We start from the raw sequence: 19,554 nt of genomic DNA, 5'->3' as shown, positions 1-19,554 counted from the left end.
TCGGGACGGTGGGGCTATCCTCCCTGGCCAGGGGGGACGACCCGGCGCCGAGCCGGCACGAACAGACGAGGATGATCCGTCGTGGCCGTACCTGCCCCCGATCCCCGCGCGGTACGTGAGGCGAGCCTGGACGAGCTGGCCCGGCTGGGCCTGCCGCTGCCGCCGGTGCAGTTCCCCCTCGTGTGGGAGCCCGGGGACGAGATCGAGCTGCGCCCGACCGCCGAGATCGAGGCGCGGATCGCGGTGCTGCACCTCATCCTGGCCCGCTGCTTCGGCATGCCGCCGCAGGCGGCGATGAGCTGGCTGCTCACCTCGCACCTGATGGAGACGGTCACGCCGCCGGAGTGGCAGTTCGTCACCGGGGGCAAGGGTGACCACCGCTCGTTCGTGCTGCACCACGACGCGCTGTTCGCGCTGGCCTGGGTGCTCGGCCTGACCAAGCAGCTCGACCCCACGCTGCCGGTGGACGAGCGGCTGGTGGAGCGGATGCCGAACATCGCCGCCGGGGAGACGTTCGGGCGCTGGCGGTCCCGGGTCCTCGCCGCGCCGCAGCATCCCGCGGACGCGGCGGCCCTGCTCGACCTCCACTACTGCCTGGACTGGGCGTACCTGGAGGTGGAGCGGGCCGGTCGCGTGCCGCCCGGGTTGGTCGACGCGAACGCGATCGGGCAGCGTCGGTGGGCGCTGGAGTGGGCGGTGATCCTGCGGGGGCCGTACCACGACGAGCCCCCGGGCTGGGAAGAGGTGGACCTCTCCACCTGAGCCGGCTCAGCGCGGCCGGTACACCCCGAGCCGCACGGACACGGTCACCGGGACCGGCTCGGGCAGGGCGGTGATGCGGGCGGCGAGCCCGGCCGGGTCGGTGTGCCAGGCGCTCGGGCCCATGCCGACCAGCGTGGCCACCTCGGTGCGGGTCAGCGTCAACCGGGCCCGGTGCGCGGTGCCGGACTCCTCGACGAAGTGCCCGCCGAGGCTGTCGGCGACCCGTTCCGCCTTCGCCGGGTCCACGCGGAGCAGGTCGAGCGTGTCGACCAGCTCGGCGAGGTGGTCGACGGCCGGGGTGACCACCAGAAGTGCGCCGGCCGGGTCGAGGACCCGGTGGAACTCGGCGCCGTTGCGCGGCGCGAACACGTTCAGCAGCACTGCGGTGGACGCGTCGGCCAGCGGCAGCCGTTGCCAGGTGTCGGCCAGGGCCGCCGCCGCCCGTTCGTGGGCGCGCGCGGCGCGGCGCAGCGCCGGCTTCGACACATCCAGCGCGAGGCCGACGGCGTCCGGCAGCGCCGCCAGCACCGCCGCGAGGTGCCGGCCGGTCCCGCCACCGGCGTCGACCACCAGGGGGTACGCGCCGGGGTCGGGCACCGTCGAGGGCACTTCTCCCGGCTCGGGCGGTCGCGCCGGCCCGGATGCCTCGTCCGGCCCCTTTGCTCTGCTCACCTCCACGCAACGGTCCGGCGCGGTTTCTGGTGCGTGGGTTGAAACAGAGCAAAGGGCGTCCGGGTGGGCGGCACGGTGGCGGGCGACGGCCTCGGTGGCGGCGTCGGTCAGGGCGGCTGAGATGAGGTCGTAATGGCCGGCGGCGAGGAAGTCGGCCCGGGCCGCCACCATCTCGGCGGTGTCCCCGGCGTGCGGGGCGCGGCCGGCGAGCAGGTTCACGTATCCCTGGCGGGCCACGTCGAAGCTGTGCCGGCGCGGGCAGCGCAGCGCGTGGGCCGTGCCGGCGGTGACCTCGGCCAGCGGCTCTCCGCAGACGGGGCAGCGCAGGCGCGCGACGATGCGGGGGTCCATCTCAGACGCCCGTCCGGTCACCCATGCCGTCGATCCTATCGCTCTCGTTGACGCGTCAACTACCGAAGCCGGCCGCCGTGATCCGGCCGACGCGACGCGGTGGTCCGGCACGCGTGGCGACCGGCGCCCACTAGGGTCTGAGCATGGTCGCGAGTATCCGGTACGAGGACATCGTCAAGGTCCCGAAGGCGCTGCTGCACGACCACCTCGACGGTGGCCTGCGGCCGGCGACGATCGTCGAGCTGGCCGCCGAGGTGGGGCACGAGCTGCCCACCACGGACCCGGAGGCGCTCGGGCGCTGGTTCGTCGATGCGGCCGACTCCGGTTCGCTGGAGCGGTACCTGGAGACGTTCGCGCACACCGTCGCGGTCATGCAGACCGCCTCGTCGCTGCGGCGGGTGGCCCGGGAGTGCGCGCTCGACCTGGCCGCCGACGGCGTAGTCTACGCGGAGGTCCGCTTCGCCCCTGAGCAGCACCTGGAGCGGAATCTCACGCTGGACGAGGTGGTGGAGGCCGTCGTCGCCGGCTTCGAGGAGGGGAGCGCCCTCGCCGCCGAGGCGGGCACGCCGATCCGGGTCGGCACCCTGCTCACCGCCATGCGGCACGCCGCGCGGTCGCAGGAGATCGCCGAGCTGGCCGTACGGCACCGGGACACCGGTGTGGTGGGCTTCGACATCGCGGGCGCCGAGGCGGGTTTCCCGCCCACCCGGCACCTGGACGCGTTCGAGTACCTCCAGCGGGAGAACTTCCACTTCACCATCCACGCCGGCGAGGCGTTCGGCCTGCCGTCGATCTGGCAGGCCATCCAGTGGTGCGGTGCCGACCGGCTCGGCCACGGCGTACGGATCGTGGACGACATCACGCCCGGCCCGGAGCCGGTGCTCGGCCGGCTCGCCGCGTACGTGCGGGACAAGCGGATCCCGCTGGAGCTGTGCCCGTCGTCGAACGTCCAGACCGGCGCCGCCGCGTCGATCGTCGACCACCCGATCGGGCTCCTGCGGGACCTGCGCTTCCGGGTCACCGTCAACACGGACAACCGGCTGATGAGCGGCACCTCCATGTCGCGCGAGATGTCGCTGCTGGTCGACGCCTTCGGCTACGGCTGGCGCGAGCTCCAGTGGTTCACGATCAACGCGATGAAGAGCGCCTTCATCCCGTTCGACCAGCGCCTGCGGATCATCGACGAGGTGATCAAGCCGGCGTACGCGAAGTTGATCGGCTGACCGCTTCCCGACCGGGTGCGCGCCCGGCGGCTCAGGAGCGGTGAGGGTGGCCGGCGAGCAGGCCGGCCACCTGGCGCAGCACCTCGCCCGCGCGGGCGGCCTCCGCACCGAGGCCGGTCTGCCGGCGCAGCACCGTCGGCTCGGCGCGCAGCAGGGCCACCCCACGCCGGACCAGGACCTTGGGCGCCTTGCGCTGCTCGGCGAGGTCGCGGGCCAGCCGGCGGACGAAGGTCGCGCCCCGCGGCCGGCGGAGGGCGTACGCGCCGGCGAGCACCCCGCGGCGGCGGCACTCCGCGACGATCTCGGCGGCGAAAATCCCTTCGGCGACGAAAAGTGGCGAACCGGCTAGATCGAATGGCCGTGTGGCCACCTTGCGATCCTCCCCGATGGCATAAACCGGTACGTCCGCCCGACCCTCCCGGGCCAGGCGGACGATCGCCTCAACGGCCGCTCCGGCGTCCCAGGAAGCGGGCGATTCCCAGTCGATCTGGCCGTCCTGTCGCGGCAACGTAGGGTCATCGCCGTCCTTGTAGAAATCGTCCAGACAGAGGACCGGCAGCCCGGTTCGTCGGGCTATGTACGACTTTCCGGAGCCCGAAGGGCCGGCAAGCAGGACAACTCGGTAGGGGTGTTCCATTACTTTCAGTAACTCCGGCCAGACGGACTGCGATTAGAACCCAAGAACATCTCATCACACCCTCCGCGACGGCCAACCTGGGCTTTCAGTTTCCGAGGCGGCGTGATGGAATCTCGGATGGTCCGACCCGCCGGGTCGGCCGCTGGGCGTTGCCCGAGGGTAACGCGGACGCTGCAATCGCGAGGGCGGTGACGTGAGCAAACGGCCAAAGACGGCAGGCTCTTTCCTGTCGCGTCTGCGCCGGCCGGCCGGTCGGCTCCGCGACATGCCGATCTGGTCCAAGCTCGGTCTCATCATGATCGTGCCGACCATCGCCACGGTCGTCGTGGGTACCAGTGGTCTGGTCGACCACCTGCAGACGCTCAACAACGCCAACCGGGCGGGTGACCTCACCGCCCTGGTCGGTCACTCGGGCGAGCTGGTCAACCGGCTGCAGGACGAGCGGACCAGCGCGATCCGGCTGGCGGGTGCGAAGGGTAGCCAGCAGGTCGAGGCCCGGCGGAAGGCGTACGAGAATGCCGCCACCCGGGTCGACGAGGCCAAGGGGGCGTACTCCCGGCAGCGGGCCGAGGTGGACGACCTGCCGAGGGACCTCCAGAACGAGCTCCGCTTCATCGACCGGACGCTCATCGACCTGCCCGGCACGCGGAGCCAGGTCCTCAACGGCCGGCTCAGCCTCTCCCAGGCCCAGCAGCAGTACGACGCGCTGCTCACCGACATGCTCAACCTGCGGGACTCGGCCACCCAGCTGGCCGGGGACATCGAGCTGAGCGACGAGATGCGGACCGCGACCGCCCTGGCCAGGAACAAGGAGTACCTGGCCCAGCAACGGGACGTGGTCCACGTCGCCATCATCCAGGGGCAGCTCACGTCGGCCCTGCGTAACACCTACATCTCGACCTACACGGGCCAGTTGCAGTGGCTGGAGACCTTCAACACCATCGCGGAGCAGCCCGACCGGGAGTTCTTCACCCAGACCGTGGCCGGTCCGGACTTCCGCGAGGCGGAGGGCTACAACAGCACGCTGCGTGGTCTGTCCGACGCTCGCGACCTGGGTGCCGCCGGCTTCACGCCGGACCAGTGGAACAACGCGATGACGGCGCACACCGGGTTGGTCCGGAAGGTCGAGGCGAAGGTCGACGCGGACGCGGTCCGGCTCGCCGACGACATCCGGTCGGACGTGCAGCGCCAGGTGTTCCTGGAGACCGGCCTGCTGCTCGTCATGCTGCTGCTGGCCATCCTCTTCGCGTACCTCGTCGCCCGCTCGATGGCCCGGTCGCTGCGCGACCTGCGCCAGGGCGCCCTCTCCATCGCCCAGTACGGGCTGCCCCAGGCCGTCGCCCGGCTGCGTGACCCGCAGGTGACCGGACAGCTCACCCCGGTGCAGCTGGCCAACCAGATCGCCGAGCCGCTGCCGGTGCGCAGCAAGGACGAGTTCGGCCAGGTGACCGAGGCGTTCAACGCGGTCCACCTCGAAGCCGTCCGCACCGCCGCCGAGCAGGCCGCCCTGCGGGCGTCCGTCGCGACCATGTTCGTCAACCTGGCCCGCCGGTCGCAGATCCTGGTCGACCGGCTGATCGGCCACCTCGACCGGCTGGAGCGCGGCGAGGAGGACCCGGACCGGCTGGCCGAGCTGTTCCAGCTCGACCACCTGGCCACCCGGATGCGCCGCAACGACGAGAACCTGCTGGTGCTCGCCGGTGCGGACTCCACCCGTGTGCAGCGGGAGCCGGCCGCCCTGATCGACGTGCTCCGGGCCGCCCAGTCCGAGGTCGAGCACTACACGCGGATCGAGTTCGGGATCATCGACCGGGACATCGAGGTCGCGGCGCACGCCGTCAACGACCTGGTGCACCTCGTCGCCGAGCTGTTCGACAACGCCACGGCGTTCTCGCCGCCGGACTCGCAGGTCGTCGTCGAGGCTCGCCGGGTCGGCGACCGCGCGTCGCTCTACGTCGAGGACCGCGGCATCGGCATCAGCCCGGACCAGCTCCGCGAGCTGAACGACAAGCTCGCCACGCCGCCGCAGGTGGACGTGGCCGTCTCCCGGATGATGGGTCTTGTCGTGGTCGCCCGGCTGGCGTCCCGGCACGGCGTCAGGGTCGAGCTGCGGCCGGGTGCCGAGCGGGGAACCGTCGCGGACGTGACCCTGCCGACCGCGGTGCTGGTGCCCCGGGCGCTGGCGGGCCGGATGCAGCCGTCCCCCGCGCTGCCGCCGGCCGCCACCGGCCCGGCTCCGGCCTTCGGGGCCCTGCCCGCGCTCGGCAACGGCCCGGCCGCGCCGGTCCCGGTCCCGGGCCCGCGCCCCGGCGAGTCCGGCAACCAGGTGACGCTCGGTGGCCGCCCGTTCGACCCGGCGCACCGCAACGGCGCCGGCGCGCCCGCGGCCCGGGGGATGCCGGCCTGGTCGGACCTCACCGGCGCCACCCCCGTCGTCAACGGGGCCAACAGCGGTGACGCGTTCGCCCCGCGCACCTCCAACGGCCAGCCGATCGACCCGCTGCCGCAGCGCCGTACCCAGGCGGACCCGGCCACCACCGGACAGCAGCCGGCGATCCCGCGGCAGCTGCCCAGCAGCCCGGAGACCCGCCCGTACTCGGCGCCGCCGGTTCCGCCGGTGTCGGCTCCGCCGGTCCCGTACTCCGGGCCGCCGGTCTCCAGCCCGCCGACCTCGGGCATGCCGATCTCCGCCTCTCCGGTATCGGCGTCGCCGGTCTCCGGGCAGCCGATCTCGGCGGCCCCGGCGTCCGGTCAGCCGTACCCCATGCCGCTGCCCCAGCGTCCGGTCTCGTCGACGCCGGCCCCGGCCCCGTCAGCACCGCCGGCCTGGCCGCCGGTGCCGGGTGCGGCGCCCACCACCCCGGCGGTGCCGGAGCGGCTCGCCGCGGCGCTGGACATGACCACCGAGCTGCCCCGGGTGGCGCGCCCGGCCACCGAGCCGATGGCGAACCCGGCGCCGCAGCAGTCGGCTCCGGTGCCGCCGCAGGCCGCCACGCCATCGGCGCCGGTCGCCCGGCCGGCTCCGGCCACGCCGCCCGCCGTGGCGCGGCCGACCACGCCGCAGCCGGCCCAGAACCGGCAGCGGTACGCGGACGAGACGATGGAGCTGCCGATCTTCCGGGAGCTGGAGTCGGCCTGGTTCCGTACCCGCCGGCCGGGGCCGGAGGAGGCCGCCAAAGCCGCCGGGGCCGCCAAGGCGGCCGGGACGAACGGCGGCGCCACGACCCAGCAGTTCGCCCGGGTCGAGGCACCGGCGCAGCAGACACGACCCGCAACGACAGGTAACGCACCGATGGCAGAGACCCCGACGTCCGGCGGCGCTCCGCGCCAGAACGGCTCGACGGCGAACGGGAACGGCACTCCCGCCGAGGGGCTCGCCCAGCGGCGCACGCCGTCCAGCGGCGGCTGGCAGACCGCCGCGGACGACGGTTGGCGGGCGGCCTCGGCGGCCAGCGAGGTGCCGGTGGAGGCGACCACCTCCACCGGGCTCCCGAAGCGCACGCCGATGGCGCAGCTCGTACCCGGTGCGGTGGAGAAGCCCGCGACGTCGGTGCAGCGGCGTACTCCCGAATCGGTCCGTGGCCTGCTGTCGGCCTACCACCGCGGTGTCCAGCGTGGGCGTCGCAACCCCTCCGACGGCAACCCGACCACCCCGGAGGAGACTCCGGGTGGGCAGTCCTCGCAGTCTGGCTCTGGCCCGGTGGCCGGGAGCGGGCAGAAGGAGCAAGAACGATGACAACTACGCAGGATCTCGGTTGGCTGCTCGCCAACTTCGCCGACCGGGTGCCCGGAGTCGCGCACGCGGTCGCCGTGTCGGCGGACGGCCTGCTCCTCGCGGCCTCGCGGGACCTTCCGCGTGACCGGGCCGACCAGCTGGCCGCCATCGCGTCCGGCCTGGTCAGCCTCACCCAGGGTGCGGCCCGCTGCTTCGAGGGCGGTGCCGTGCTTCAGACGGTGGTCGAGATGGACAACGGCTTCCTGTTCCTGATGTCCATCTCGGACGGCTCGTCGTTCGCCGTGCTCGCCGCCCGCAGCTGCGACGTCGGGCAGGTGGGTTACGAGATGGCCCTGCTGGTCGACCGGGTGGGCGACGCGTTGACCCCGCAGCCGCGTGCGGCCGCGGGCATGCTGGGCTGACGTTCCGCTGACCGTGCGGTCGGCGGGGCAACGACAACGAGGGGTTCGACCGGCGCCAGCCGGTCCGGGGTACGAAGGAGGTGAGCGGCGACATGGCCGATCGTGACGAACCGACCGGCGCGTTGGTCCGTCCATACGCCGTGACCCGTGGTCGTACCCGCCCCCGACTCGACATCGCGATGGAAGCGCTCGTCGAGACGACGGTGCGCGGCCGGGCCGCTGCCAACGGCAACGGCGGCCAGGGCCGCGAGCACCAGTACATCGCCGCGCTGTGTGACGGACGCGTGCAGTCGCTAGCCGAAATCGCGGCGCGGATGCAGCTACCGCTCGGTGTGGCCCGGGTGCTCATCGCCGACATGGCGACGGACGGCCTGGTCGCGGTCCACGAGCCGACCATCCTGGACGACTCGGACGACGCGGTGGGCACTGAACTGCTGGAGAGGGTGCTGAGTGGACTTCGCAGGCTCTGACATGTCGCGCCCGCCGACCCCGAGCGGGCGCGTGACGTCGGCGAAGATCGTTATCGCCGGTGGATTCGGCGTCGGGAAGACGACGCTGGTTGGCTCGGTCTCGGAGATCACGCCGCTGACGACCGAGGCGATCATGACCTCCGCGAGCGTGGGCGTCGACGACAACCGGCAGGTGCCGGGGAAGACGACGACCACGGTGGCCATGGACTTCGGCCGTATCACGATCGATCGGGACCTGATCCTGTACCTGTTCGGTACGCCTGGTCAGACCCGGTTCTGGTTCATGTGGGACGAACTGGTCCGTGGTGCCATCGGCGCGGTCGTGCTGGTCGACACCCGCCGGCTCGCCGACTGCTTCGCGGCGATCGACTTCTTCGAGCACCGGCGGCTGCCGTACCTGATCGCGATCAACTGCTTCGACGGCATGCAGTACCACGACCCGCAGGACGTCCGGGACGCGCTGGCCATCTCCAGCGACGTGCCGGTGGTGGCGTGCGACGCCCGGAACCGGGAGTCGACCAAGCACGTGCTGATCTCGCTGGTCGAGTACGTGCTCACCATGCGTCGCTCGCGGGCCGTCGCCCGGGCCTGACGTTCGCCCGTTCGCGCCCGGTGATGGCCTCGGCCGCCACCGGGCGCGTCGTGCTGTCCGCGTACGGCGGCGCGTCCGACCGGCCTCGGGTAGCTGACCGCACGGCGGAGAACCCAGCCGTCCCCCGTGGACGGCCACGTCCCCGGCGGACGGTGGGAGAGGACACTCGCGCCCCGTGTGAGGCTCCTGGGCGCACGAAGAGGCCCCCGGGCAGAGCCCGGGGGCCTCGTCCGTCGTCAGGCCGGTACGCGTCCGCTCAGGACCGGTAGCCGGCGGACCGGTACTCGTACTCCCGGTCGTCGTCGCGGTCGCCGGTGTCGCGGCTGAAGTCCCAGCCGCCGGCGGACTCCCGCCCCGGGCGCCCGCCCACCGCGAAGCCGCCGATCTCCTGCCCGCGACGCCAACCGCGGAAGTAGCCGGTGGTGTTCTCGGCGAGGCTGGCGGCGTCCCGCACGATCCGCAGTGGACGCTCGTCGCGCAACGGCGAGCCGGGGACGAGGTTCGCCTGCGGCACCCTCTTCGGCAGACCCGCCGACGTCTCGGCGCCGACCGCGGGCTTGGCGGCCTGCTCCGCCGCCTGCCAGCCGCTGTCGTCCAGTGAGGACCAGTTGAACTCGGTGGACTCGTCGTGGCCCACGAACCACGCCGACTTCGTCTGGGCGAAGATCAGCAGGTCGCCGTCGCCGTCGTCGGAGACCGGCGGGGGCCGGTGCTCCACCGGGGGCGCCGGCCGGTGCTCGGCCGCCGGCCGCTCCGTACGCGGTGCGGGGCGACCGTTGCGGGGCTCCTCGCGGTCGACGAGCCGCAGCGGCGGCGTCTCCAGGCCCGGGTCGGTCGCCGGGCCCAGCCCGTTGCGCAGGGCCCGGTCGGCCAGCGGCGGCGGCTCGACCAGGCGCAGCATCGGCGGCTCCTGGGGAAGGTCGTCGGCGAGCCAGGGCGGCGTGACACGACGTTCCTTGCCCGGGTCGGTCGGGGCGTCGACGCCGCGCCCGCCGTACGAGTCGGCGACCGGGTTCCGCGCCGAGCTGCCGTCCGCCTCCTGCGGGTTGTTGACCAGTGGCCAGTTGGCCCGGGAGCCCGGGGCGGCCGGTTCCTGGCCGGGACGCGGGGTGGGCACCGGCACGCTGAGGTCGGTGGCGCTGAAGCCGCCGGCCGGAGCGGGGGGCTCGGTTGTGGTCTTGGGCCGAGGCGGGATCACCGTGCGCTGCCGCTCGGCGCGGGCGCTCTGGATCGCCGCCGTGGTGAGCGTCGGCCGGAACGGTTCGCCGGCCTCGGCGGGCGGAACCGAGCCACGCTGCGCCGGGGCGATCGGCGTGATGCCGGGCGGCGGGGGCGGCGGCGCCGAGATCGGCCGGTTCGTCGGGCCGTCGATGCGGCTGGGCGTCGCCTCCGGGCGGGCCGGAGGTCCGGAGACGGGCGGGCCAGCGAACGCGGCGGGGGCGACCGGGGCCGGGGCCACCGGCGGCGGAGCCACCGGCGGCGGCGCGACGGGAGGCGGACCGAGCGGGCGGGGAGCCGGGGGCGGGGTCGCGCCGGAGACCGGCTCCGGACGGGCCCGGCGGGCACCGGGCGCCGGGCGGGCGGGCTCGGCCGGGCGCACCGTGCGCAGGGTGGCGCCGCTGGTGGCGGCGGTCAGGTCGCCGACCGACTCGCCACGGCGGGCGGCGCTGCGACGGCCGGGCGCCGGAGCGCTCACCCGGTCGTTGAGCGCGCCGATCAGCGCGTCGCACCCGGCGTCACAGGCCCGCACGGAGGCGACGGCCTGCCGGACCGTCTCGGACACCGCGGCGGTGAGGGCCCGGTTGACCGTCGCCCGACGGGGCGACTCGGAGATGGCGACCCGCAGGGCGGTCACCGCCGCCTCGATATGGTCGGTGTCGGCGACACCGTCGGCGGCGAGGTCCGCCGTGACGCGGTCGGCCGTGTCGTCCCGGCCACGGCCCACGCCGCTCAGCAGCCCGGGCTCGGGGATGGCGTCCAGGACCGCGAGTGCGACCGGCTCGGCCGGGTCGGGGTACGCGCGCAGCGCGGCCGGGTACAGCTCGCGCAGCACCTCCCGCAGGGCCACCGCGGCGGAGTGCCGGCCGTTGGCCAGCGCGGCGTGCGCGGCGAGCACCTGCTTGTAGCCGGCCAGGTCCCGGGGAGCGGGCAGCGTGACGGCGGAGAGCGCACCGGCCTGGAGGGCGCGGGCCAGGCCGACGGCCCGCCGCTCCGCCGGGGGTGACTGCATCTCCTCCAGGGAGTCGTCGTCGGCGAACCGCTCGGCGAAGTCGTCCACCGAGTCGTCGTCGGCGATCGCGAGGGGCCGACCCGCCGCGCTGAGCAGCGACGTGACCGTGTGGTCGTCGCTGTCGGCGGCGATCGCCGCACCGCTCGGCCCGCCCGACCGCTCCACGAGCAGCGTGACCAGCTGGGCGTAGCCAGCGGGGTCGTCGCTGATCTCGCAGACATGCAGCAGACGGCCTGCGTCGTCGACCACAGCGGACGTCAGCGTCGAACCGGCTGAAGCCGGTCGGTCGGCCGGATCCGCCGAGGCCAGACCGCAGTACACGCGCACGAGCGCCACGGCGTCGTCCTCCTCCCGGGACACAAGGTCTTCTCTGCCAGAGACTGATGCTCCCTGGTACGGGTCAGTCGCGCCAGTCCACGACAGCAGAGATCTTGCCGACAATGGTGCGCCAACCCAAACTTGCGGTTTGTGCCCCGATTTTCTTCAACCGGCGCCGGCCGAGGAATCCGCCGATCCCCCCGTTGACAGAGGCCCGCAGCGCCTCGTCCAGATCGTCGAGGCTGGACCCCGCGGAGAGCATGTCCAGTACGGCCGGTAGGCGCAGCGCGTACGAGATGTCACGGGCGATCTCGCCGGCTTCGATGAGGAGCGTGGGATCCCACGCGTCGTGCCCGCCGCGCAGGTTCTCCACGACCAGGTCCAGCTCGTAGATGTCCTCGTCGAGCGGGGCGATGTCGGCCGGTTCCACCCGTTCGGACAGTTCATTCCAGCTGTCCAGTTGAGACAGGTCGTTGGGCGCGCCGGACCGGACGAAACTGACCAGCGACTCCGGCGTCTTGAAGAGCAGCAGCCGGCCCTTGTGGCTGAGGAAGACCGGCACCTCCTCGTCGCCCGCCTCGTCCTCGGCCGCCTCGGCCTCGTCCTCGTCCTCGGTCTCGCCCTTCGCGCCGCGGCGGGTTTCCCGGGCCTCCTCCTCGTCGCTCTCGGCGAACTCCTGGGCAACCTCCTCGTCGAGGATGACGACGCTCTCGTCGTCCTCGTCCTCCTCGGTCACCACCTGGCGGCGGGCGAGGAACGGGTCGTCCTGGTCGCGCTCCTCGACGTCGGTCGGGGTCAGCTCCCGCGCCGGCCGGTACGCCCGAAGGGTGTAGCCGGTGCCGGCGGGCAGGGCGATCTCGACCGGGTCGATCCGCAGCTCCTCCCAGAGCGCTCGGGCGGCCTCGGCGGACTCGGTTGCGGTGCCGGACTCGGCCGGACCGTCGAGATCGGGCTCGTCGGCGTCGGGCCGGGGAGACGACTGGCGGGCCACGCTGACCTCCGTGTGCTTCGGGCTGCCCACGCGCCGGGCTGCTCCGGCGAGTGACTACGCGCACATACCCTAGTGGGCGACCCGGGAGTCCCGGTGTCCGCACCCCGGTGGCGGTCCGACCGAACGACAAGTAGCGTTGCTACGTATGAAGGCCCAGGCGCTGCACGGACACCTCGACGCACTGCTGCTCGCGGTGCTCGAACAGGGACCACTGCACGGCTACGCCATCATCGAGGCGCTCCGCAGCCGCAGCGACGGCCACCTCGATCTGCCGACCGGCACCATCTATCCCGCGCTGCGCCGCCTCGAACGGGCCGGCCACGTCGCGAGCACCTGGAGCACCGTCAACGGTCGGGAGCGGCGGACGTACCAGTTGACCGACGCGGGTCGCGGGGCGCTGGCCGGCGAGCGGTCCGGGTGGCGGGAGTTCAGCTCCACCGTCGGTCGGTTCCTCGACGCGGACACGCCGCCCACCACCACGCCCGCCTGACCGGCGCCCCTCCCGCACCGTCCGGAGGGGCGGCCACCACGGCGGGCCGTCGGCCGCTGGCGCCGGTACCGGATGGCGCGCCGGGTAGTGCCGTCAGTCTTCCGGCGCCGGGTCAGCGGGCCGCGTGCACCCAGCCCCGGGCGGCGCGGCCCAGCCAGAGGAACCCGGCGCCCACCAGCACCGCGCCGATGATCATCGGCGGCCAGGTGAGCGCGCCGTCCCAGAGCCCGACCGACCAGCCGAACAGGGCCGCGCCGGCGAGCGCGCCCAGGGCGAGCAGTCCGGTCAGGCCGGCCCCGACCAGCCGGTCGACGACCGGACTGCGCCGGCGGGCCCCGGCCACCAGGACGCCCAGCCCACCGAGCACCGCGGCGGCCAACCAGAGCCAATCCATCGAGGCCGACAGCAGCACGTAGCCCGCCGGGGGCCGGGGGCCGTCGCTCCAGCTCGCACCGCGCCAGGTGAGGTCACCGGCCGCGATGCCGGCGGCGGCCACCGCGAGCACCCGCCAGGCCAGCCCGCGCAGCGCGCCGACCGCCAGCTCGGCCTGGTACGCCGGGGCGAGCTGCGCCGGCGAGCCGAACTCGGCCACCGCCCGGCGCCGGGCCTCCGCCGCCGGCAGCCCGCCCTCCCGGTACGCCTCGACGGCGTCCAGCAGGCCGTGCCGCGCCTCGGTCAGCAGGTCGGCCTTCAGCCTGCTCGGCCCGCGCAGCCGCTCCTCCAGCGCCCGCAGCCGCTCCTCCACAAGCACGTCGTCGCCGCCCCGCATGCCACCACCCTGCCACGACCGACCGCCCCGTGCCGTCCGGGACATCCCTGGGCCGACCCCGATCCGACGGGACCGGGGACGGTCAGGGGAGGGGACCGAGAGCGAGGTAGCCCCGCTCGGCGGCCTCCTGGAGGAGCCACTGGTCCCGGTACCAGCCCGGCGTCGTGACCAGGTCGGCGTGTCGGCCCCGCCGGGTCACCCGGCCGGAGTCGAGCACCAGGATCTCGTCGAACCCGTCCAGCCCGCGCAGGCGGTGACTGATCATCAGCACGGAGTGCCCCGGTGGGGTGGCGGCCAGGACGGAGTCGAGCACCGCGTCCGCCGCCGTCGGGTCGAGCCCCTCGGTCGGCTCGTCGAGCACCAGCACCGGAGGCGCGGCGAGCAGCGCCCGCGCCAGGGCCACGCGCTGCCGCTGACCGCCGGAGAGCTGGCCGCCCTCCTCACCCACCACGGTGTCCCAACCGTCCGGCTGTGCGCGTACCCAGTCCAGGAGGCCGGCCGCGGCGGTGGCCGCGACCAGGTCGTCCTCGCTCGCGCCGGGCCGCCCGAGCAGCAGGTTCTCCCGAACGGTGGCGTGGAAGACGTACGCCTCGGCGAGCAGCCCCCCGACGAGCCGGGGCAGCGCCGGGTACGCCGACAGGTCTCGCCCGTCCAGGACGACCCGACCCGAGGTGGGCCGCACCGAGCCGGTCAGGACGGCGGCGAGCGTGCTCTTGCCCGCGCCGCTGGGCCCGACGACGGCGATCCGCCGCCCGGGCGGCAGGTGCAGGTGGAAGTCGTGCAGGGCGGGCGCGGCCTCGGCGCGGTACCGGACGGTCACGTCCTCGAACCGGACGTCGGGGGCGACTGGGGCCGGGGTCGGTGCGGTCTCCGTCGGCGCCGGCGAGGCCGCCTCGTCGCTCTCGTCGAGCAGGGCGGCGACGCGGGTCAGGCCGGCCCGCAGGCCGGTCCACTGGCGCGCCGCGCCGACCAGGGCAAGCGCGATCTCGACGGCGGCGAGGGTGCCGACGGCCAGCACGCCGACCAGTACGCCGTCCACGCCGGCCGCCAGGGCGACCAGCACGACCGCCCCGGCGGTCAGCCCGGCCACCAGCACGCCCGCCGCGTCGACGGCGAACCCGGTCGCGGCCAGCCGCCGCTCGAGCCGGGCCAGCCGCCGGGCGCGGTCCGCGGCCACCCCGAGGGCCTGCCCGGTGGCGCCGAAGGCGGCGAGGTCGGCGGCGCCGTGGGTCAGGTCGACCGCGTCGGCGGCCAGGGCGCCGCGCAGTGGCGCCAGTTCGGCGGCGGCGTGCCGGGTGAGCGCGGTGGCCAGGGCCGGCAACGCGACACCGGCGAGCAGCAGGCCGACCGCGAGCGCCCCGGCGGCGGCCGGGGAGACGAGGGCCGCCGCGCCGACGGCGACCACGCCCACCAGGCCCGCGGCGGCGGCCGGTACGAGGACCCGCAGCAGCAGGTCCTGCACGGCCTCGACATCGGAGACCAGTCGGCTCAGCGCGTCGCCGGAGCGCTGCCCGGCGCTGTCCCGGCGGGCGGCCAGGGCGGCGAACACCCGGGCGCGGACGTCGGTGACCAGCCGCAGCACCGCGTCGTGCCCGGCCAGGCGTTCGGTGTAGCGGAGCACGCCGCGCCCGATCGCCAGCGCCCGGACGGCGACGATCGCGACGGTCAGGCGGTCCAGCGGTGGCCGTTCGGCGGCGGACATCAGCAGCCAGGTCGCCGTGGCCATCAGGGCCAGGGCGGCGAACTCGGTGGCGGCGGCCAGCAGGCCCGCGCCGAGCAGCCGGTTCAGGTACGGGCGGGCCAGGCGCAGCACGGTGCGCTCCGGCGCGCTCACGGTGTCGCCTTCCCGGCGGGCGCCGGGGTGAGCTCGGTGACCTGCCCGTCGGCGACCCGCAGGATGCGGTCGGCGTCGGCGAGCAGAGCCGGGCGGTGGGCGACCAGCAGCGCCGTCCGCCCGGCGACCAGGGCGCGGGTGGCGTCGAGGACGGCCGCCTCGCTGGCCGAGTCGAGTCGTGCGGTGGGCTCGTCGAGCAGCACCACGGGCGCGTCCCGCAGGAACGCGCGGGCCAGTGCCACCCGCTGCCGCTGGCCGCTGGAGAGGCCGTGCCCGCGCTCGCCGAGCATGGTGGCCAGCCCGTCGGGCAGCGCGGCGACGACGTCGTCCAGCGCGGCGTCGCGGACCGCGTCGGCCAGCGCGGCGTCCGGAACGTCGGGGGAGCCGAGGCGGACGTTGTCGGCCAGTGAGGCGGCGAAGAGATGGGCCCGCTGCGGCACCCAGGCGAGTTGCCGGCGCCAGGCGTCCAGGTCGGCGCCGGCCAGGTCCACCCCGCCCACGGTGACCCGGCCGGCGGTCGGCGTCACGAAGCCGAGCAGGAGGCCCAGCAGGGTGCTCTTGCCGGCGCCGCTCGGCCCGACGACGGCGATCCGCTCGCCCGGGCGGATGGTCAGCGTGACGTCGCGCAGGGCGACGGTGCGGTCGTACGCGACGGTCACCCCCTCGAACCGGATCTCGCCGCGCCCGTCCGGCACGGCCGCGCCCGCCCCGGGCCCGACGGCCGGCGCGCCCTCGGTGAGCGTGAGCGCCTCGTCCAGCGCGGTGAGGCCCTCCATGCTGGCGTGGAAGCGGCTGCCGGCGGCGCGCAGCGGCAGGTACGCCTCGGGGGTGAGCAGCAGTACCAGCAGCGCGGTCTGGATGGTGAGCCCGCCACCGAGCAGCCGGATGCCGACCGGCACCGCGACCAGTGCCACCGAGAGGGTGGCGACCAGTTCCAGGACCAGTGCGGAGAGGAACGCGATGCGCAGGGTCTTCATGGTCGCCGTCCGGTGCCCGTCGGCCATCCGGCGGACCACCTCGGTCTGCGCCCGCGCCCGCCCGAAGGCCCGCAGCGTGGGCAGCCCGGCCACCATGTCCAGGAAGTGGCCGCCGAGCAGGGAGAGCCGCCGCCACTGCCGCTCGGTCGCCGCCTGCGCCTGCCAGCCGAGCAGGGCGCCGAAGATCGGGATGAGCGGCAGCGTGACCGCGATGATGAGGGCGGAACTCCAGTCGGCGAGGAAGATCCGGGCGAGCACCGCCACCGGCACCGTCACGCTCAGGACGAGCTGGGGCAGGTACCCGGTGAAGTAGGCGTCCAGGGCGTCCAGCCCCCGGCCGGCGAGGGTGGCGAGCTGCCCGGCCCGCTGCCCGGCGACCCAGGACGGGCCGTGCCGCCCGACCGCGTCGAGCAGGTCGACCCGCAGCGCCGCCTTGACCGTCGCGGCGGCCCGCGCCGACACCGTGCCCTGCGCCCAGACCAGCAGAGACCGGGCGGCGACCGCCGCGACGAACCCGGCCAGCGCGGGCCGGTCCAGCCGTCCCTCGAAGGCGGTGGCGAGCAGCGCCGCGAGCGCGGTCGCCTGCGCCACCACCAGACCCGCGGCGAGCACGCCGAGCAACGCGAGCACGGCGAGGTCGCGCCGGGCCGCGGGGACCCGGCGCAGCAGACGCGGGTCGAAGGGACGGCGGTTCACCAGTACACCGGTGCCCTGCCGTCGGTCCGTCCCCGGAACACCCACCAGCACATCGCCTGAAAGCCTAGTAGGGCCGGCAGGAGCGGCACCGTCAGCCAACCCAGCAGGCGCAGAGTGGGACCGCTCGCCGCCGCGTCGGCCACGGTCAGGGACGCGCCGGCGTCGACCGTGGAGACCAGCGCGTACGGCCAGAGGGTCGCGCCGACCAGCGCCACCGGCACCGCGAGGGCGATGGCGGTGGCGGCGAACGCCAGGCCGGGCCGCCGCCGGGCGAGCGCCACCCGTGCCGCCAGTAGCGCCGCGACCAGCAGCCCCAGCAGCAGCACGCCGACGGCCGGGCGCTGCACGGCGGCGCGTACCCGGTCGGAGAGCAGGCCGAGGACGGCGGCCGTGCCGACCGCGGCGAGGGCCACCGGGACCAGCCGGCGCGCGGTCCGGGCCGTGGGCTCGGCGTCGGCGGCCGGCAGACGGAGGGCGAGGAAGGTCGCGCCGTGCGCCGCGACCAGGGCGACCACCGCGAGCCCGGCGGCGGCCACGAACGGGGTGAAGAGGTGGGAGACCCCGGCGACGTGGCCGTCGGCGTGCAGGGGTACGCCCTGGAGCATCCCGGCGAGCACGGCGCCCCAGCCGAGCGCGGCGAGCAGGCTGCCGACGACCACCACCCGGTCCCACGTGGCGCGGGCGCGGTCGCCCGCCGGACGGCTGCGCAGCTGCACCCCGACGGTCACCAGGATCACCCCGGCCAGCGCCCCGACCACGGCGGGGTAGAGGCCGGCGAGCAGTTCCCCCTCCAGCAGCGGGAACGCGCCGAACAGGAGGCCCACGGCCGCGACCAGCCAGACCTCGTTGCCGAGGAAGAACGGGCCGACGGCGTTGAGGGCGGCGCGCCGGCGTGCCGGGTCGGTGCGCCGGGCGAGCAGCAGCCCGACCCCGTAGTCGTAGCCGCCGAGCACGAGGTAGGTGGCGAAGAAGGCGCCGAGCAGCGCGTACCAGGCGAGTTCCACGGTCGTCTCCTCAGGCGAAGGCGGGTTCGGGGCGGGGGTCGGCCGGCGGGTGCTCCGGCCGGCGGCCGAGGGCGGGATCGGCGGCGCCGCGGGCGGCGTGCCGGGCCATCAGCACCCAGTTGGTGACGGCGAGCGTGCCGAGCAGCAGGGTGAAGCCGATGAGGGAGGCGAGCATCACCCCGGGGCCGACACCGGAGACGGCCTGGTCGGTGGGGAGCAGCCCGTACGCCACCCAGGGCTGCCGGCCGACCTCGCGGGCGATCCAGCCGAGGATCGCCGCGACGAAGGGCAGTGGCAGGGCGAACAGCAGCAGCCAGAGCGGGAAGCGGAGCCGGATGATCCAGTCCCGCCAGAGCAGCGGCAGCAGCAGCCAGAGCGTGCCGAGGCTGAAGCCGATGAGGATCATGAAGCCGAGCCCGACGCTGGCCAGTACCGGCGGGGTGTAGTCGCCGAGACCGAACCGTGCGGTCCACTCGGCCACCAGCGCGTCCGCGCCCGGGCCGCCGCCGAACTTGGTGGGCTGCACCTCGCCGACCGGCCCGAACTGGGCGAACCCGAAGCCCTGCACCATGGTGATGGACAGCGCGGCGGTGACCAGGCCGATCCGCAGGGCGGTGCGGTGGAGCGCGAAGTCCGGCGTACGCCGCAGGAGGTGCCCGGCGCTCACCGCGGCCATCAGCATCCCGCCGACGAGCAGGGCCGCCGCGATCACGTGCCCGAGCGCCATGCCGAGGCTCGGGTTGGTGAGCAGGGCGGTGAAGTCGGTGAGGTGCGCGATGCCGTCCCGGACCTCGTACCCGACCGGGTTCTGGAGCCAGGAGTTGGCGACCATGATCCAGAACGCGGACGCGTACGCGGTGATCGCCACTCCGTAGAGCAGTGCCAGGTGGACACCCCGGCGGAGCCGGTGCCAGCCGAAGATCCACATGCCGAGGAAGGTCGACTCCAGGAAGAAGGCGACCAGGGTCTCGATGGCGAGGGGCGCGCCGAAGACGTTGCCGACGTAGCGTGACAGGCCGCTCCAGTTCAGTCCGAACTGGAACTCCATCACGATGCCGGTGGCGATGCCGAGCACGTAGTTGATCACGTAGAGCTGACCCCAGAAGCGGGTCAGCCGCTCGTAGGCCGGCTTGTCGGTGAGCACCCAGGCGGTCTGGAGGCCGACCAGCAGCGTGACCAGCCCGAGCGTCACCACCACGAAGAGGAAGTGGATGGACGTCGTCGTGGCGAACTGGAGGCGGGCGAGGAGCAGCGTGTCCATGGTCGGCCCTCCGGATGATCTGCTGTCGTCGTAGAAAGCCTACACGTAGCCTCGCTACCTATAGCGGCTACTACGCAATGTCGTAGGAAAATCTACGACATTGCGTAGTAGTCATGGGTCCGGTTGGCCGGCCCAGGACG

General features: G+C 74.4%; 15 protein-coding genes and 1 pseudogene. 7 read left to right on the top strand and 9 right to left on the bottom strand.

The window, feature by feature from the left end; genetic code table 11:
* Nucleotides 1–81: 81 nt before the first annotated feature.
* Nucleotides 82–762 (top strand): DUF4272 domain-containing protein, encoded by a 681-nt coding sequence (locus tag HCJ94_RS12455; protein ID WP_168001160.1) that lies wholly within the window; start codon nt 82–84, stop codon nt 760–762.
* Between the two features lie 6 nt (nt 763–768).
* Here the strand turns inward: HCJ94_RS12455 and HCJ94_RS12450 are convergent, their stop codons facing one another.
* Nucleotides 769–1,785, bottom strand: coding sequence for a putative RNA methyltransferase (locus HCJ94_RS12450; protein ID WP_168001230.1), 1,017 nt, complete (start codon nt 1,783–1,785; stop codon nt 769–771).
* Between the two features lie 143 nt (nt 1,786–1,928).
* Between HCJ94_RS12450 and HCJ94_RS12445 the strand changes: the two genes are divergently transcribed.
* Complete coding sequence (locus HCJ94_RS12445; RefSeq protein ID WP_168001159.1) at nt 1,929–3,008, top strand: adenosine deaminase; 1,080 nt, start codon at nt 1,929–1,931, stop codon at nt 3,006–3,008.
* A 31-nt stretch (nt 3,009–3,039) separates the two neighbouring features.
* Here the strand turns inward: HCJ94_RS12445 and HCJ94_RS30105 are convergent, their stop codons facing one another.
* Entirely contained in the window at nt 3,040–3,378 is a 339-nt protein-coding gene (locus tag HCJ94_RS30105; protein WP_240944162.1) for a hypothetical protein, read from the bottom strand.
* Between the two features lie 460 nt (nt 3,379–3,838).
* Here HCJ94_RS30105 and HCJ94_RS12435 point away from each other — a divergent pair, with 460 nt between their 5' ends.
* The 4 genes from HCJ94_RS12435 (at nt 3,839) to HCJ94_RS12420 (ending at nt 8,844) form a co-directional block, all read left to right on the top strand.
* Complete coding sequence (locus tag HCJ94_RS12435; protein WP_168001157.1) at nt 3,839–7,381, top strand: sensor histidine kinase; 3,543 nt, start codon at nt 3,839–3,841, stop codon at nt 7,379–7,381.
* Nucleotides 7,378–7,782, top strand: coding sequence for a roadblock/LC7 domain-containing protein (locus tag HCJ94_RS12430; RefSeq protein WP_109901346.1), 405 nt, complete (start codon nt 7,378–7,380; stop codon nt 7,780–7,782). Before HCJ94_RS12435 ends, HCJ94_RS12430 begins: the two co-directional genes overlap by 4 nt.
* A gap of 92 nt (nt 7,783–7,874) precedes the next feature.
* The gene (locus tag HCJ94_RS12425) at nt 7,875–8,252 is read left to right on the top strand and encodes a DUF742 domain-containing protein (RefSeq protein ID WP_130321596.1); all 378 of its coding nucleotides are present in this window, start codon (nt 7,875–7,877) and stop codon (nt 8,250–8,252) included.
* 1 nt (nt 8,253) lies between these two features.
* Nucleotides 8,254–8,844, top strand: a complete 591-nt coding sequence (locus tag HCJ94_RS12420) for a GTP-binding protein (RefSeq protein ID WP_130321597.1) — start codon at nt 8,254–8,256, stop codon at nt 8,842–8,844.
* Between the two features lie 256 nt (nt 8,845–9,100).
* On the opposite strand, the gene HCJ94_RS12415 is transcribed toward HCJ94_RS12420, so the two are convergent.
* Complete coding sequence (locus tag HCJ94_RS12415; protein ID WP_168001156.1) at nt 9,101–11,434, bottom strand: serine/threonine-protein kinase; 2,334 nt, start codon at nt 11,432–11,434, stop codon at nt 9,101–9,103.
* Nucleotides 11,435–11,474: 40 nt separating this feature from the next.
* Nucleotides 11,475–12,413, bottom strand: a complete 939-nt coding sequence (locus tag HCJ94_RS12410) for a SatS C-terminal domain-containing protein (RefSeq protein WP_168001155.1) — start codon at nt 12,411–12,413, stop codon at nt 11,475–11,477.
* Between the two features lie 115 nt (nt 12,414–12,528).
* Between HCJ94_RS12410 and HCJ94_RS12405 the strand changes: the two genes are divergently transcribed.
* On the top strand, nt 12,529–12,873 hold the full coding sequence (locus tag HCJ94_RS12405) for a PadR family transcriptional regulator (protein ID WP_168001154.1): 345 nt from the start codon (nt 12,529–12,531) through the stop codon (nt 12,871–12,873).
* Between the two features lie 112 nt (nt 12,874–12,985).
* On the opposite strand, the gene HCJ94_RS12400 is transcribed toward HCJ94_RS12405, so the two are convergent.
* The 5 genes and pseudogenes from HCJ94_RS12400 to HCJ94_RS12380 form a co-directional block, all read right to left on the bottom strand.
* Nucleotides 12,986–13,642 carry a permease prefix domain 1-containing protein gene (locus HCJ94_RS12400; protein WP_168001153.1) on the bottom strand — a complete coding sequence of 219 codons (657 nt, stop codon included), beginning with the start codon at nt 13,640–13,642 and terminating at the stop codon, nt 12,986–12,988.
* An 82-nt stretch (nt 13,643–13,724) separates the two neighbouring features.
* Nucleotides 13,725–15,473: pseudogene (gene cydC, locus HCJ94_RS12395) on the bottom strand (thiol reductant ABC exporter subunit CydC); the annotation flags it as partial.
* A complete protein-coding gene (gene cydD, locus HCJ94_RS12390; RefSeq protein WP_168001151.1) occupies nt 15,473–17,149 on the bottom strand; it encodes a thiol reductant ABC exporter subunit CydD in 1,677 nt (558 codons plus the stop codon). The pseudogene cydC and the gene cydD, both read right to left, overlap by 1 nt.
* Nucleotides 17,146–18,153, bottom strand: coding sequence for a cytochrome d ubiquinol oxidase subunit II (locus tag HCJ94_RS12385; protein ID WP_168001150.1), 1,008 nt, complete (start codon nt 18,151–18,153; stop codon nt 17,146–17,148). The genes cydD and HCJ94_RS12385 overlap by 4 nt, the downstream gene beginning before the upstream one ends.
* Before the next feature lie 10 nt (nt 18,154–18,163).
* On the bottom strand, nt 18,164–19,414 hold the full coding sequence (locus tag HCJ94_RS12380) for a cytochrome ubiquinol oxidase subunit I (RefSeq protein WP_168001149.1): 1,251 nt from the start codon (nt 19,412–19,414) through the stop codon (nt 18,164–18,166).
* Between the last annotated feature and the right edge of the window lie 140 nt (nt 19,415–19,554).

Origin of the sequence: Micromonospora thermarum (genome assembly GCF_012034245.1) — a bacterium.
GTDB classification, from domain to species: domain Bacteria; phylum Actinomycetota; class Actinomycetes; order Mycobacteriales; family Micromonosporaceae; genus Micromonospora; species Micromonospora thermarum.
Note: the sequence above shows the minus strand (reverse complement) of the source record. Positions and strands in the feature narration are given on the sequence as shown.